Source organism: Streptomyces zaehneri, assembly GCF_032248645.1.
Lineage (GTDB): Bacteria > Actinomycetota > Actinomycetes > Streptomycetales > Streptomycetaceae > Streptomyces > Streptomyces coriariae.
This window is the reverse complement of record NZ_JASTTJ010000019.1, coordinates 130,481-144,947: the sequence shown is the minus strand read 5'-3', so window position 1 is coordinate 144,947 and position 14,467 is coordinate 130,481. Positions and strand designations below refer to the sequence as shown.

Sequence of the window (14,467 nt, the reverse complement as noted above, 5' to 3'; positions counted from 1 at the left end):
ACGTACAGCCAGGCCCGTGGCACCGCCCCGAGTGTCGGCCCGAAGGCGACGACCAGGTGTCATCGCCCTGTCGCTGGCGCTGATCGCCGCTGGAGGCGCCGGGGTTTCGGTCCTCCTGCTCCAGGTCGGCAACCGCACCGGCGTGGTGACCGTGGTCCGCGATGTCCAGGTCGGCCAGATTCTCACTGAGAACGACCTGGGCAAGGCGTCCATCGCCCTGGACCCAGCCGTCAAGGCGGTGCGCTCCGACGACCTGAAGTCGGTGGTCGGCAAGCGGGCCGCTGTGGAACTCAAGCCCGGCTCTCTCCTCGCCCCATCGCAGGTGACGAAGGATTCGCTGGTGAAGGCTGGCGAGCAATTGGTGCCGATCGGCCTCGAGCCCAAGCAGATCCCCGCCACGGCGCTGGTGCCGGGCCAGAGGGTCCAACTGGTGCATGTCCCGGCCCAGGGGACGGCGGACACCGGCGAGACGTCCGATGCCGCGCCGCAGACCATCGACGGCCGGGTCGTGAAGGCTTCCGGCGCCGCCCCCGGCACCGGGATTGTGGTGGTCGACGTCGCCACATCTGCCGCGGACGGGCCCAAGGCTGCCGCATGGGTAGCTACCGGGGCGCTGCGCCTGGTACTCGCCGCCCCGGACGGTAGCTGATGGCCGTCATCGCGCTGGCCGGATGCAGTGGTGCGCCTGGCGTGACCACCACCGCGTTGGCGTTGCTGTTGTCCTGGCCTCTGGCACCGGGCCGGCGGATGATCCTTGCCGAGTGTGACCCGGATGGCAGTGCTGTGTTGCACGGGCTGCTGCAGGGCACGCTCGGGGACCGCTACGGGCTGCGGAACCTCTCCGTCGCCGCCCGGCAGGGCGACCTCGGCGACGCGTTCTGGCGCCAGCTGATCGATCTGGGCAGCGAGGACGGCACGAAGGACACGCCCCACGACCGGTTGCTGCTGCCTGGCATCACTGATCCCGCGCAGGCGGCGAGTCTGGGCTCGGTGTGGAAGGCCCTGGGAGTCATCTTCCGCGGCATCGCGGCCGATCACGGTCACGACGTTCTGATCGACCTCGGCCGCCGAGGGGCCTTCGGACCGTCCGGTGTCCTGGCCGAGCAGGCCGACGCCGTGTTCGTCGTCGTGCGCAACACCCTGCGCTGTCTCCAAGCAGCAGAGGGGCGGGTGCGCGCGCTGGAGGAACGGGTCGGTGACGTCAGCGTGCTGATGATCAACGAGGGTCCGTATCCCGCGGGCGAGGTGCAGCGCGTGCTCCAGGTGCCGGTGGTCGCGACCCTGCCGTATGCACCCAAGGACGCCAAGGTGCTGTCCGACGGCGCGGAGCAGCCGCGTCACTTCACCAAGTCACCGCTGATGAAGGCCGCCCGTACGGGCAGCGCGCTGGTGGTTCAGCGGGCTGCGCTGCGGCGGGCCCGCCTCGATCCGGCCGGCGTGCGCGCCGGGGACGGCGAGGCGACCCGTGCGTGGTAAGCCCCTGCACACCGATCCCACCGTGGCTCCGCCGCCTGGCCGGCCCCAACAGGCGTGGAAGCACCAGGTAGACGTCGCCCCTGCTGGCGCTGCCTCGAGTACGCATCTGCTCGGTGCCACGGCACCTCAGGTCACGGTCGATTACAAGGTCGCTCGGCATATCGCGGCGCAGGTCGCCAAGCAGCGCGAGGAGCTGCTGAAGACGACACCGGACATGGACCGGGCGAGCGAGGAGCAGCGCTGCCTGGACTGGATCAATGAGGCAGTCGCCTTGTGGTCGGATGCCCAGGCGATGGCGCCTCAGGAAGACGAGGCTCTGCGGCGTGCCGTCTACGACCTGCTCTTCCGTGCTGGCCGGCTCCAGCCGTACCTGGACGACGACCGGGTCGAGGACATCATCATCCAGGGCCCGGGCGAGGTGTGGCTCGACTACGGCGACGGCGAGCGCCGCCGGGTGGGCCCGATCGCGGACTCCGAGGATGAACTGCTGGAGCTGCTGCGGGAGTTGGCCCGCGGATCCGGGCACAACGAGCGCACCATCTCCACCGCAAACCCCACCCTCGCTCTGTCCCTGCAGGACGGCTCCCGTCTCCAGGCCATCACCGGACTCGGCCCGATGACCTATGCCGTCATCCGCCGGCACCGGGTCTCCCACGCCGACCTGGACGACCTCGTACGGCTGGGCACCATCGACCCGATCCTGCGGGAGTTCCTCGGCGCGTGCGTGCGCGCGGAGAAGAACATCATGATCGCGGGGAAGCAGAAGGCCGGGAAGACCACTCTCCTGCGGGCGATGCTCAAGGAGTTCGACCCCGAGACACGCTTTGCCACCATCCAGACCGAGGACGAGCTGTTCGCCCACGCCAACGGCTACCACAAGCAGGTCGTCTCCCTGGTCGGGCGCGAGTCCAACGGGGAGAAGGACGTCACCGGCCGCAGCGCCGGCGAGGTCACGCTGCTGGACTTGATGCACCCGGCGCTGCGGATGTCGCTGGAGCGGATCGTGGTCGGCGAGGTCCGCGGCCCCGAGGTCGTGGCCATGATGCAGGCGCTGACGAACGGCTCGGGCGGCAACCTGTGCACGATCCACGCGCGTCGCCCGGACATCATCTTCGACCGGATCGCCGAGCTGTACGCACTCGCTCAGGGCAATCTGTCCGAAGCGCTGGCCTACCGGCAGACCGCCAACGGCCTGGACTTCATCGTCTACGTCGACATGACGGACGAGACGCAGATCGGCGGCCGCCGCCACCGCTACGTCTCCCACGTGCTGGAGCTGACCGGGATCGGCGAGAACGGCCGGCCCGCCACGAACACGGTCTTCTCCCCCGGAAGGGAGTGGGGGGACCTGCGGGCCGTTCCCCGGATGGACCCGGGCTGCGTCGACGACCTGCGCCGCGTCGGCTTCGACTCCTCCCTGCTCCAGCAGTCCTACGGGGCCTGGCAGGCACCGCTGCCCTTGCTGGTGGAGGCGCGCCGATGACGTTGTTGTGGGGGCTGCTCAGTGGCATGGCCGTCATCGGCGGAGTGATCGGCCTTGTGGCGGGTGTCGTGGGCACCACGGCGCCACGCCGGGCCCCGCTGCACCTGCGCTGGAAGGCCGCCCTGCGCAGCGGGAGGAACCAGAGCGAAGACACCTGGATGCGGCGGCGGACGCTCATGGTCGCGGCCGTCATGGTCTTCGTGACCGTATGGCTGGTCTCGGGGAACTTCGTCGGCGGCGCGCTGCTCGGCGCCGGCGTCATCGGCGTGCCCTGGCTGATCACCCCGGCGCAGATGGCCAAGGACCGCATCGGCCAGCTGGAGGCCTTGAGCGAGTGGACCCAGCGCCTGGCCGGCCTGCTGCGCCTCGGCATGGGCCTGGAGCAGGCGATGATGACCAGCCGCAAGGGCGCACCGGACGAACTCGCCCCGCAGATCGTCACCCTGTCCGACCGGCTGCGCCTGGGGTGGCGGCCGGAAGGAGCGCTCCGCGCGTTCGCCGACGAGCTGAACGATGTGACGGCAGACAAGGTGGTCGCCTCGCTCATCCTGTCGGTCAACGACCGCGGCCCGGGGCTGGCCCAGGCACTGGAGGACCTGGCGGGCACGGTCCGCGACGAGGTCGCGAAGAAGCGTGCCATCGAGGCGGACCGGGCGAAACCGCGGACCACGGTGCGGTGGATGACCATCATCACCGTGGGCGTCGTGGTGGCGGGGTTCTTCGTGCCCGGCTACACCAAGCCGTACTCCACGCTGCTGGGACAGCTGGTGCTGGCCTTCCTGACGGCCGGGTTCATCGGGGTGCTCGCCCTGATGCGGCAGCTGGGCAACTTCCGCCGCATCCCGCGCTTTTTGGTCACCGACCCGTCCAGCACCGTCCGCCTGCCCGCACCCGCAACGGAGCCGGACGCCCCGGTCGCCGGCCGCGAGCCGGAAGGAGTCGCGTCGTGAATCTGCTTCCCGTCGTTCTCACCGGCGGCACGGTCGGTGCCGGTCTGTCCTTGCTGGTGCGGGAACTGCTGCGCCCTCAGCCCGCATTGGGGCCGGCCCTCGCGCGCAGCGCACCGGCCACTTTGACGATGCCCGAGCCGGAGCTGGACCGCGAGGAGGTGTGGGGCCGGTGGCTGCTGGCTCGCCTCGAGCGGCTGCCGGGAGTTCGCGTCCCCACGACGAACCTGGCCCTGCTCGGTCAGGGGCCGGGCCAGTTCATGCTCAAGAAGACCGCGCTCGCCGCGCTCGGGCTGCTCTGCCCGGTGATCGCGACGATTCCGTGGATCATCGCGGGCGTCTCCCTGCCGTTCTATGTGCCTGCCGGTGTCGGAATGGTCATCGCGGGGCTGCTGTTCATCACGCCGGATCTCGCGGTGCGGGACCAGGCCAAGCGGGCGCGGGAGGAGTTCGCGCACGCCCTGTCCGCCTACCTGGACCTGGTGGCGCTCAAGCGGGCAGCCGACGCCGGCCCCGCCGAAGCGTTGGAGAAGGCTGCCGAGGTCGGCGAGGGCTGGCCCTTCCTGTATCTGCAGGGCGCCCTGCGCCGCGCCCGTTTGGAGAAGATCCCGCCGTATCAGGCACTCACAGAGTTGTCCGCCCAGTACGACCTGCCCGTCCTCGACGACGTCGCCGACATCATGCGCGGCAGCGCCACCGACGGCGCTGCCGTCTACAAGGCGCTGCGGGCCCGCACTGCCGCCCTCAACGCCGAACTGCTGGCCGATCAGGCTGCGGAGGCGAACGCCGCCAGCGAGAAGATGACCGCTCCGGGAGCCCTGCTCGCGGTCCTGGTCATGCTGCTGATGGCGTTCCCCGCGGTCATCCGCATGCTCACTGTCTAGACCCCCTCGAACTGCTGGACCGCTGAAGGAGCAAGGAGCACCGATCATGAAGGACACCGCAGCCCGCACCTACCGTGCGGTGCACTGGCTGACCACACGCCTGCAGGAGAGCCTGGAGGAGGCCAAGGAGCGACCGGACCGCGGCGACATCAGCACGACGACCGTCATCATCTGGGTCGCTGCCGTCACCGGTGCCGTACTGATCGCCGGGACCATCGCCCTCGTGATCACCAAGTACAACGGCAAGCTCAGCGGGCTGTGACCCGTGATGATTCGTCCCGATCGGCTGACGGACTGGTGGCGGGGGCGAAGATGGCGCGACGACCGCGGCGACACCAGCATTCAGATGGCGATCATCTTCCCGTTCGTGCTGCTCGCCACGGTCGCAGTCATCCAGGCCTCCATGTGGTACTACGCCCGGCAGATCGCCCTGACCGCCGCCCGGGAAGGAGCCACTGCGGCCCGCTCCTACCAGTCGAGCCCGGCCGACGGTGCCGCCCAGGCACGCAGCGTGCTGGAGCGCACCGCGGGAGACAGCCTCGGCGACTACAGCGTTTCCGCCAGCAGCAATGGTCAGCGTGTACGGGTACAGGTGTCGGGAACAGCCATGTCCATGATCCCGGGGGTTTCCGGCCTGCAGGTCACCCAGTCCGCGTCCGGGGCCGTGGAACGGTGGACGGTCCCGGGAGGGTGAACGAGGTGCGATACACGCCCCGCTGGGTTCGCATGCTCCGCAGCGATGAGGGCAGTGCTGCGATCGAGGCGGCCATCATCCTCCCTTCGCTGATCATGTTCCTGTGTCTGGCGATCGCCGGCGGCCGGATCGTCACGTCCGGCGCGAAGATCGACTCTGCGGCGGAGGACGCGGCCCGGGAAGCGTCCATTCACCGCACGGCAGCTGCCGCGCAGGGCGCCGCGCAGTCGGCGGCCGCTGAATCCCTCAACGACCAGGGCATCGAATGCGCGTCGACCAGCGTCAGCATCAACACGGGCGGCCTCAGTGTGCCGGTGGGCCAGGTGGGGACGGTCACCGTGACCGTGACCTGCACGGTCAATCTGTCGGACCTCCTTCTGCCGGGCGTGCCGGGTGCAAGGACGCTCACCTCGACGGCTACCTCGGTAGTGGATCAGTACAGGCAGCGGGGTGACTGATGACCTTCCGACAGATGTGCCTGCGCCAAGGACGGCTGGACGACCGGGGAGGCGTCACCGTGTTCGTCGCGGTGTGTGTCGTGGCGCTGATCGGCATCATCGGCGTCGCCGTCGACGGCGGCAGCAAAATGCGCGCAGTGGAACGAGCCGACTACATCGCCGGCGAGGCCGCCCGGGCGGGCGGCCAGGCCATCCATCCCGCCGAGGCCATCAACGGCGACCCGATCGTCGTGGATCCGCAGAACGCCCAGGCCGCAGCCCAGGCGTACCTGCGCTCGGCCGGCGCCACCGGCACGGTCAGCGTGTCCGGCGACGGCAAGACCCTCCACGTCCGTGTCACCGGCACGTACGACACGAAGTTCTTGTCGGTGGTCGGGATCGGCTCGTTGTCGGTGTCCGGCCAGGGCAAGGCCACCCTCCTGCATGGCGTCACCGCTCCCGAAGGAAACTGATGCGCACCCCCCACTCCCCCGCCGCGACAGTGGGCCGAACCCTGGCCCGTGTCGTCAAGGCCGTGCTGAGCCTGTTCGTCCTGGCCGCCGCGGTCGCGGGGCTGCCGTTGCTGCTGGTCTGGGTCACTCCGGTCATCTGGGCTTCCACCCACGACGACCTCACGCACCTGCTGGACCGGCAGGACACGGGCGCGGCGTTTTTGCTGCTGCTCGTCGCGGTGGGCTGGATCGGGTGGGCGCAGTTCAGTTTCTGTGCGGTACGCGAGCTGATTGCGCAGGTACGGGGCCGAAGCTGGTACGCCCCCCGAGGGATGGGTGCCTCACAGCGCGTCGCGGCCCTGCTGGTCGGCAGCATCCTGGTGCTGCTGCCGACCAGTTCGGCCCTGGCCTCCGATGCCCAGGCCGCACCAGCGACGACGGCGCCCACTGTTCCGGGCCAAGCTCAAGCCTCGCGGGGCGCTGACGGCGATCAGGCCGCGCCGTCGTCCATCGCGAGCACGCCGGCGTCGCGCACGTCGTACACGGTGCGCGAGACACGGCCGGCGGAGAGCCTGTGGGGCATCGCCGAGAGGGAGCTGGGCGACGGCGAGAGGTGGCGGGAAATTGCGAGCCTGAATGAGGGCCGCATCATGTCCGACGGCGAGACCTTCCGCGCGAACAGCTTCCTGCAACCCGGCTGGCAGCTTCAGATGCCCGATACCACGGCTCCGGCAGGAGGCGTCCGTACGCAGCTGGGGGACAGCCCCACGGCTTCTGCCGGGAAGAGCGCACACACCGTCACGGCCCACTCGGGCGACTACCTGTCGAAGATCGCAGAGGAGGAACTCGGCGACGGCGACATGTGGCCCGAGCTGTTCAAGGCCAGCGAGGGCAAGCCGCAGCCGCACGACCTGCCTGAGATCACGGATCCGGATGTGATCTACGCAGGGCAGCAGATCACGGTGCCCGGCGCTCAGCCTGCCCAGCAGGCACCGCCGCGAGACACCGGTAACAGCGATGAGACGGGCAGTCAGGAGAGCACTCCCCCGGCTACCCAGGCGCCAGACGGCGAGCAGAAGCCGGGCGATGACACGGGCGAAGGGCAGGCGCCCGCTCCGGGCCAGCCCACGGCGCCCGCGCCGAAGTCGTCGGCTCCCAGTACACCGAGCAGCCATCCCGCCGAGCAGCCCGGCCAGGAGCACTCTCCTTCCACAGCTGCTTCAGCAACACCGCAGCCCACCACCAGCGCCTCCCCCTCTGCCGCCCCGCCGTCAGCGTCGGATGGGCAGTCCGGTGGGCAGTCCGGTGCCCGGGTCTCCCCCGCCGCCACGGCGTCCCAGACTCCGGCTGCGGCTCCGGCCGACGGTCCGTTGGTACTGCGCACTGTGCTGGGCGCCGGTGCGCTGCTGGCCGCAGCCATCACCGGCGCTCTCGCCCTACGGCGGGCGCTGCAGCGTCGCCGCCGCAAGCCGGGCGAGAAGATCGCCATGGCGTCAGAGACGTCCCCGGCCGAGGCGAAGCTGGCGGCGGCCGCCGAACCCGGCGGCGCCGCCCGCCTGGACACGGTGCTGAGGACCATGGCCCACCAGGCGGCCCAGCAGGAGGACGCTGCAGTCCCGCCACCGCTGCGGGCTGCTCGGATCGACACCCGCACGGTAGAGGTGCTGCCCGAGGACCTGGTCCAGGAGCCGCAGGCGCCGTTCGTCTCCGGGAAGGGCGGTTGGTGGGTCCTGGACTCCGATGCCGTCGTCCTGGACGAGGAGGCCGCCCGCGAGGTGCCGGCGCCGTATCCGGGGCTCGTCACGATCGGCAGTACCGCAGCGGGGGACCTTCTGCTGCTCAACCTCGCCCGGGTGCCGGCCGTTCTGCTGGACGGCAATCCGGTGCACATCACCGAGGTGTGCACCTCGCTCGCCCTGGAGCTCGGGGTGAGCCCGTGGGCGAGCGAAGTCGAGATCGTGACGGTGGGGTTCGGCGAGGACCTGCCGCAGCTACTGCCCACCGCGCGGATCGCCCACATGCGGCAGGCGACGCATGCGCTGCGCGACCTCAGCGAACGCCTGCTTGAGGCCCACCAGATGCCCGAGACCAGTCACCAGCCCTACGTGCTGCTATGCGCATCGCCTCTGGACCCGGACACAGCGTGGGAGTTCGCCGACGCCATCGACAAGGCCGGGACAGTTCCCGTCACCCTCATCGCCCCAGCCAGCACGGCTGCTGCGCACTTCCCCGAGGCGGAGATCCTCAACGCCTCACTCAGCACACCGCAGCAACTCGACTCTGTGGGCGCCGAGATCACGGTTCAGCGCCTCGAGCACGCCTCCTACCTCCAGATCACCACCGCGTTGAAAGTGTCCGCGCAGCCGGCGCACCCGGCTGAGGGCCCGTGGCAGGACGTCCCGGAAGAGCCCGACAGCGTGCACCAGCCCGAGCACCCCCATCCCCACGAGCCGACCGCACCCGCGACCCACGCGGGCACGAGGTCCTCGGTGACGTCGGCAGCAGACGTGAGCAGCGACGTCTTCCCGGCCCTGTTCACCGCCACCACCGACCCGACCGGACTTCGTCTCCTGCCTACCGCCGCACCGGCACCTCAGGCCAAGGAGAACCCCGCGCCGGTGACCGAGACTCCGGTAGCCCCGGCCGCAGAGGGTCCAGAGCCCAAGGAGACTGACGCCGAGCACGCCGCTGAGGAGGCCTCGGCGCCGGAGGGGGAAGCGGGCGCCGTTGAGGGGGCGGCTCATGACCTGCACGCGCCGGAGATCCGGGTTCTGGGCCCGGTCGAGGTGACGGGAGTGGACAGCACCGGCCACGGCCCACGGATGGCACAGCTCGCTGCGCTCCTGTTCTTCCGGCCCAGGCGGAGCGCGGAAGTTGTGTGCTCCGACATGGATCCCGTCAGCCCGTGGGGACTGAGCACCCTCAACGCCCGGATGCAGGGCCTGCGCCGCTCCCTGGGCAACGATCCCGCCGGCAACCCCTACGTGCCGCGCCGCAAGTCCGGCGAGGACCCCTACCGACTCGCCCCCGGCGTGCGGTCCGACTGGACCCGCTTCCTACAGCTCGTCGAACGCGCCCTGCCGCTGGGCCCGGCCGGCCTGACCGATCTGGAGAAGGCGCTCATCCTGGTCCGCGGCAGGCCGTTCGGGGGCACACCGCTGCCCTGGGCCGAGCCCTATCAGCAGGAGATGATCACGCGGATCATCGACGTGGCGCACACCGTGGCCACCTACCGCACCCCCGCGGGACCACACCACGATCTCAGCGCAGCCCGTCAGGCCGTCGCAACCGGCCTCGACGTCGACGACACAGCAGAGCTGTTGTATCGGGACTGGCTCAGAATCGAGTATGCGGCCGGGAACCGGCAGGGGCTGCACACCGCCATCACCCGCGTCCAGCTGGTCAACCGGGCGTTGGACTGCTCTCTGGAGATGGAGACCGAGCAGCTCATCAACGAGCTCCTCAACGGCTCGGGCTCGCCAGCGCGCAAGGTTCTGTAGCGGTGGATACGCAGATGCGCAGCGCGCCGCTATCAGCTGGGGGCGACGTCGCGTGCTGCGTACGCAAGCAGTTCGCTGATGGAGGCCTCGTTGGAGCGGGAGGTCGCGCCACTGCGCCAGCGTCTCCCGAACGGTCTGCGCAACTGCGGTCGCGTGCTGGACCAGGTCGTCGTTGATGGCGCTCTTTGATTGAAAGCAGCCACCCCCTGCTCTGGGTAAACCCAAACCTGCTCAGTGGCTCTCCCCACCCATCAGGCACCTGACCTGCGGACGTGCACCACGAGGAAGGGGCCGCCTGTATTGGCCCCCGCCGCGACGTCTTCGTCTGGCCGCGGCGAGGAACGAGCGGAAGTGGTCCATCTCAGCCGTCGCGTCGTGTTCGTCCCTGGGCGGGCTCTGTCTGACCGTGCTGATCGGCTGGCGGCCTGCTCGATCTGTACCTGGTTCTATGTCACAGGTGTGTTCGGCGGTCCGACCGTCGCGAATACTGGCGGGCATGACTGAAGCCTTCGGCGCGGCGATCTCTCACCAGGCGCCCATCGCCGTCTTTGTCAGCGCGGATGATCCTGTTCTGTCGCGCGAGTTTGAGTACGGTCCAAGGATCAAACGGGCGATCCTCTCTGCCATCCTCACCGTTGATGAACCCCGACGGTGCCAGTTCCAGACGTACTGGGGCTCACTCATGTTGCCGACTCGCCGCTGGGAGAGTTCCTCCTCCGACGGCAAGTTGACGTTGGCGCACGATCCGTTTCTCTTGTGGTCTTCAGCCTCCACGCTGTGCCGAGGCAGGGAAGGCCGCTGGAGCACGCTGGGTGCCCACGCGCCGTGGGTTCTCGGGACATCAAATGTCTACGTCGGTGTGATTTCGCAGCTGCCGAGCGAGCTGCGTGCATCGCTGGACGACCGGCTTCGGGCGTTTAGCTGGTACCTCGGTGCGATCGAAGTCGACCCGAACGACCCCCTCCACCAAGAGGTGTTCTCCCTGCTTCCCGGGTGGCGGTATTCGCGGGGGTGGATGGATCACCCGGGCGAAGAGGGCATCTCGACGGAGGAACTCTTCGCGGGTATGGCGGTGGCTGGCATTGGCCTGGAAGATCATCCGATCGCCGAACGCCTCTGTCAGATCCCGTGGAACCCCGCCCCGGTTCCGTCCGAGGCTCCGGTAACGCTAGGCGCCCTCGCGTTCTCCAGTGGCAGGACCTACCAGGAGTCGGTCGCGGCCCTCGTTCATCAGTACCAGGAGGCCGAACGTCGCTTGTCATTCGAGGTAGGCCGTCAGCAGCCCCTGATGGACGACCTGCGGAGCAAGTTGCACGACTACGCTCTGAAGCTTGACCATCCCGATGGCGGACCGAAGGCGAGGTTCTTCCAACAAGAGCTGGGAATCGAGCAGAGCGACTGGAGACTCCTCGCGATCCAGCTGCTCTCAGCCCTGCATGGTGCCGAGCCGCAGAAATTCAGAGACGAGCCAGCGCATGGAGACACGCAGCATCTCCGGTTCGAGATCAGTGCTCCGGTTGTCGGTCTAAACGGCCAGACCAAGCCGGTCACGGCTGCGTGGAAGATCGAGGATGGTGCTCCCGCCCAACTTGTCACGCTGACCCCCGGGAAGAAGATCCCTGGCGCCGTTGACTCGCCAGCGATAATTCCTGGCGACTGGGCCGGCCTTTACAAGATCGCGCTGAAGGTCGCGGACCGGGCCAGGCAGGAATGCCGATCTACGCCCATCGCGCTGGAAGGCCCGGAAGGAGTCGAGGTCATCGCTGAGGGGCTGGTGGGGTTCGCGTGGGTCTGTTTCCCCGACGCTGATACCGAGTTTGTCCAGTGGCTCCTGCGTGCAGGGCGTGCCTCAGAGAGCCAGCCCGGAGCACGAATCAGCGCTCCGTGCTTCGACCTTGAGCCGGCGGCAGCGTGGGCCGAGGCGATGGCCAGCGTATTCCAGGCAGCGGACCAATCCTGCTCCGTCATACAAGAGGTGGACTGACCCTCCGTTCCTCTTGCGCTTGGAGGCAGCGACCAGTAACCGTCGGGTCAAGATCATCCCGTAGCGGGTTTTCGGCGTATCTGGGTCACACCCCGCCTGAGGGCGGGCGAGCGCTGCCGCAGGCGCCCTCGACCGGCTGGCACGGGCCGCACACTCCACGAGCGGGCGGCCCCAGTCGACAACCTGCGAGGCGCTCGCTGAAACTCCTCACTCGCTTGAACGACGGAGCAAGTGGGGCGACGAGCGGCCCTGGCCGATTCCTCATCATCGTCAAGTGCTGTCACGTCCCCGGTCTCTGTGCGGCCCGTGACGACGATGGCCCCGGTTAGCGGGCACAGGCTTATACCGCGCCAGGCGCTGGCCGGCGCCCATGCGGCCAGTGTTTGCGGGAGCCCGGCCTGCCGGCCGCTGCCGTGGATGTGCATCACGGCCCGCGGGTGGTGCGCCCCCTGATCGACGGCGTCAGGGGCTCCGAGGAGCTCCCGGATCTCCGGATGCGCATCGGTCTGCGTGAGGTTGAGGTCCGTGACGTTGGCGTCCAAGTCGATGCGCAGGGCTCGCATGGGGCTCCTCCCCGTAGGGGCGGTGGCTGCGCAATCGAGTGCGCGCAGGGCTGCGCAATGATCGCTTTGGCTGCGCATTCGTACTCTGATCAGGGGTTTCGCTGATTGCGCAAGTTGAAGGCACTGCTGATACGCACGTTGTGTCGGAGGCGTCTACAACTACGTACTGGCGTGGTGGCGGATGAGCGCTTGCCACCGGCGCTCGAAGTCCACGGCCTCTTCGGCGATGAAGTCGGGGGTGATGGGCTTGTTGTGCTGGCCGGTGATCCCCCGGTCTGCGCAGGCTTGCGCAAGGTCCGAGTGCGCAGGGCCTTCGGCATGCGCCCGCTGCTCAGCCCAGACTTTGTAGACGCGCCATCGCAGGAAATGACGCCGCAAGTTGGCCGGGCTGATGGGTTTGTTGCCGCGGCCGAGCAGTCCCTTGGCTGCGCAGTAGGCCGACAGCTCCTTGTCGCTGGGCTCGCTCCCCTTCTCCTCTTGGTACTCCATCCATGCGAGGTAGTACCGGTCGGGAGTGGTGAGGCCGCCTCCGTTCGAGGCCTGCGGCGGCTCGTCAACCGGAGCATCCACTCTGGGACCGCGCGGCTCCTTCGCCGCCTGTGCTCCAGCGCCGACAGGTGCCGACTGCGTGACACTCGTCTCCGGGAGGGGTTCTTCGGCTTCCTGCTCGACCGGATCGGCGGCGTCCTCGGATGGGGGCTCGGGCTCACCGAACTCTCGCTCCTGGAAGGTCGCGACGAAGTCCGCCAGGTCCTCGCCCGTGATGGGGTTGCCGCCGTCGCCCGTAATGGTGTCCCGCTCGTACACGTATGCCGCGAGGGCAGCAGCGTCGGGATGGATGCCGCGCTCATCCGCGTAGCTGCGCCAGGCGCTGTAGAAGTAGTCGTACCAGGACTGGTCGGTCGACTGCGGCTCTTCCAGGTCGGCGGTTCCCACGGTGGAAAGCGCATAGCGGTTCTGCAGAACTCGGAGCAGGGGCTGCAGTTGCCCTTCAGAGAGCGGTTCGCCGGCCCCGGTGGAGATGCCGTACACGTCGCGGAGCCAGAGGGCCCACTGCGTGGCAGTCGGCTCGGCTTGGAACTGCGTGATGAACGCCTGGTACGCCTCAGCAAACCGCTCGGCGTCCTTCTCAGCGGATTCCGGCAGATCACGAGACCGCTCGGGTACTTCGGCCGGAGACTGCGCCGGTCGCACCTCGAGGCTCTGCACCGCCGGATCTGGCTGCTCGTGTGGCGTGGCCTCGAGCGCCGAGCTTTCAGGCTGGTCGGGGGAGGAGACGCGCTCGACAGTGAAGAAAATCGGTGGTCCTTCGATGCCGGCAGCAGCGAGGCCAGCAGGCGCAGTCTCCCTGAGCGGGACGCCGAACCGGGCAAGCCGCAGGGGCAGCAACGCCTCCACAGGGGCCTTGCGCCGCCATGCGCGACCGAAGCGGGAGCGGAGACTGGCCTGGTAGACAAGCCGCTCCTGCTCCAGCTTGATGACCTGCTCGTAAGAACGCAGCTCCCACAGCTTCATCCGGCGCCAGAGCAGGAATGTGGGGACCGGAGACAGGATCCAGCGAGTGAGACGGACGCCCTCCATGTGCTTGTCCGCGGTGATGTCGGCTATCCGGCCGATCGCGTGACGGGCCGCCTCAACGGCAACGATGAACAAGATCGGGATCACCGCGTGCATGCCGACGCCGAGCGGGTCGGGCCAGGCTGCCGCGCCGTTGAACGCGATCGTCGCCGCCGTCAGCAGCCACGCCGTCTGACGCAGCAGCGGGAAGGGGATGCGGATCCAAGTCAGCAACAGATCCAGCGCGAGCAGCACACAGATGCCGGCATCGATGCCGACAGGGAAGACGTAGGCGAAGTTCCCGAAGCCCTTTTGGGCAGCGAGGTCACGGACTGCCGTGTAGGAGCCTGCGAAGCCGATTCCGGCGATGATGACTGCGCCGGTGACGACCACGCCGATGAGGATCCGTTGTGCCCGAGTCAGCAGGATCCGGTTCCCCCTGCCCGGTCGGCGCATCTCGCCGCTCCCCGTGCTCACGTCCCACTCCCCT

12 protein-coding genes are annotated in these 14,467 nt (G+C 68.8%); 11 read left to right on the top strand and 1 reads right to left on the bottom strand.

Annotated elements, in window-relative coordinates:
- Positions 1–31: 31 nt before the first annotated feature.
- The 11 genes from QQM72_RS28140 to QQM72_RS28090 all read left to right on the top strand — a co-directional run bounded on the left by QQM72_RS28140 (position 32) and on the right by QQM72_RS28090 (position 11,857).
- Complete coding sequence (locus tag QQM72_RS28140) at positions 32–649, top strand: SAF domain-containing protein (protein WP_314223702.1); 618 nt, start codon at positions 32–34, stop codon at positions 647–649.
- Positions 649–1,476, top strand: a complete 828-nt coding sequence (locus tag QQM72_RS28135; RefSeq protein WP_314223641.1) for a hypothetical protein — start codon at positions 649–651, stop codon at positions 1,474–1,476. Before QQM72_RS28140 ends, QQM72_RS28135 begins: the two co-directional genes overlap by 1 nt.
- Complete coding sequence (locus QQM72_RS28130; protein WP_314223640.1) at positions 1,466–2,959, top strand: CpaF family protein; 1,494 nt, start codon at positions 1,466–1,468, stop codon at positions 2,957–2,959. The genes QQM72_RS28135 and QQM72_RS28130 overlap by 11 nt, the downstream gene beginning before the upstream one ends.
- On the top strand, positions 2,956–3,909 hold the full coding sequence (locus tag QQM72_RS28125; RefSeq protein ID WP_314223639.1) for a type II secretion system F family protein: 954 nt from the start codon (positions 2,956–2,958) through the stop codon (positions 3,907–3,909). Before QQM72_RS28130 ends, QQM72_RS28125 begins: the two co-directional genes overlap by 4 nt.
- Complete coding sequence (locus tag QQM72_RS28120) at positions 3,906–4,790, top strand: type II secretion system F family protein (protein WP_314223638.1); 885 nt, start codon at positions 3,906–3,908, stop codon at positions 4,788–4,790. Before QQM72_RS28125 ends, QQM72_RS28120 begins: the two co-directional genes overlap by 4 nt.
- 46 nt (positions 4,791–4,836) lie before the next feature.
- On the top strand, positions 4,837–5,052 hold the full coding sequence (locus QQM72_RS28115; RefSeq protein WP_314223637.1) for a hypothetical protein: 216 nt from the start codon (positions 4,837–4,839) through the stop codon (positions 5,050–5,052).
- Positions 5,053–5,058: 6 nt separating this feature from the next.
- Positions 5,059–5,484 carry a pilus assembly protein gene (locus tag QQM72_RS28110; protein ID WP_314223636.1) on the top strand — a complete coding sequence of 142 codons (426 nt, stop codon included), beginning with the start codon at positions 5,059–5,061 and terminating at the stop codon, positions 5,482–5,484.
- A 32-nt stretch (positions 5,485–5,516) separates the two neighbouring features.
- Positions 5,517–5,942 carry a TadE/TadG family type IV pilus assembly protein gene (locus tag QQM72_RS28105; protein ID WP_314223635.1) on the top strand — a complete coding sequence of 142 codons (426 nt, stop codon included), beginning with the start codon at positions 5,517–5,519 and terminating at the stop codon, positions 5,940–5,942.
- Complete coding sequence (locus QQM72_RS28100; protein ID WP_314223634.1) at positions 5,942–6,394, top strand: pilus assembly protein TadG-related protein; 453 nt, start codon at positions 5,942–5,944, stop codon at positions 6,392–6,394. The genes QQM72_RS28105 and QQM72_RS28100 overlap by 1 nt, the downstream gene beginning before the upstream one ends.
- Positions 6,394–9,873 carry a LysM peptidoglycan-binding domain-containing protein gene (locus QQM72_RS28095; protein ID WP_314223633.1) on the top strand — a complete coding sequence of 1,160 codons (3,480 nt, stop codon included), beginning with the start codon at positions 6,394–6,396 and terminating at the stop codon, positions 9,871–9,873. The genes QQM72_RS28100 and QQM72_RS28095 overlap by 1 nt, the downstream gene beginning before the upstream one ends.
- 496 nt (positions 9,874–10,369) lie before the next feature.
- Positions 10,370–11,857: a DUF6883 domain-containing protein gene (locus QQM72_RS28090; RefSeq protein WP_314223632.1), complete on the top strand. Its 1,488-nt coding sequence runs from the start codon at positions 10,370–10,372 to the stop codon at positions 11,855–11,857.
- Between the two features lie 722 nt (positions 11,858–12,579).
- On the opposite strand, the gene QQM72_RS28085 is transcribed toward QQM72_RS28090, so the two are convergent.
- Positions 12,580–14,433 (bottom strand): DUF2637 domain-containing protein, encoded by a 1,854-nt coding sequence (locus QQM72_RS28085; RefSeq protein ID WP_314223701.1) that lies wholly within the window; start codon positions 14,431–14,433, stop codon positions 12,580–12,582.
- Positions 14,434–14,467 lie beyond the last annotated feature (34 nt).

Excerpts from the sequence above, each read along its gene's own strand:
- QQM72_RS28135 (WP_314223641.1), top strand. The coding sequence starts at position 649 with ATGGCCGTCATCGCGCTGGCCGGATGCAGTGGTGCGCCTGGCGTGACC.
- QQM72_RS28125 (WP_314223639.1), top strand. The coding sequence starts at position 2,956 with ATGACGTTGTTGTGGGGGCTGCTCAGTGGCATGGCCGTCATCGGCGGA.
- QQM72_RS28115 (WP_314223637.1), top strand. The coding sequence starts at position 4,837 with ATGAAGGACACCGCAGCCCGCACCTACCGTGCGGTGCACTGGCTGACC.
- QQM72_RS28110 (WP_314223636.1), top strand. The coding sequence starts at position 5,059 with ATGATTCGTCCCGATCGGCTGACGGACTGGTGGCGGGGGCGAAGATGG.
- QQM72_RS28105 (WP_314223635.1), top strand. The coding sequence starts at position 5,517 with ATGCTCCGCAGCGATGAGGGCAGTGCTGCGATCGAGGCGGCCATCATC.
- QQM72_RS28100 (WP_314223634.1), top strand. The coding sequence starts at position 5,942 with ATGACCTTCCGACAGATGTGCCTGCGCCAAGGACGGCTGGACGACCGG.
- QQM72_RS28095 (WP_314223633.1), top strand. The coding sequence starts at position 6,394 with ATGCGCACCCCCCACTCCCCCGCCGCGACAGTGGGCCGAACCCTGGCC.
- QQM72_RS28090 (WP_314223632.1), top strand. The coding sequence starts at position 10,370 with ATGACTGAAGCCTTCGGCGCGGCGATCTCTCACCAGGCGCCCATCGCC.
- QQM72_RS28085 (WP_314223701.1), bottom strand. The coding sequence starts at position 14,433 with ATGCGCCGACCGGGCAGGGGGAACCGGATCCTGCTGACTCGGGCACAA.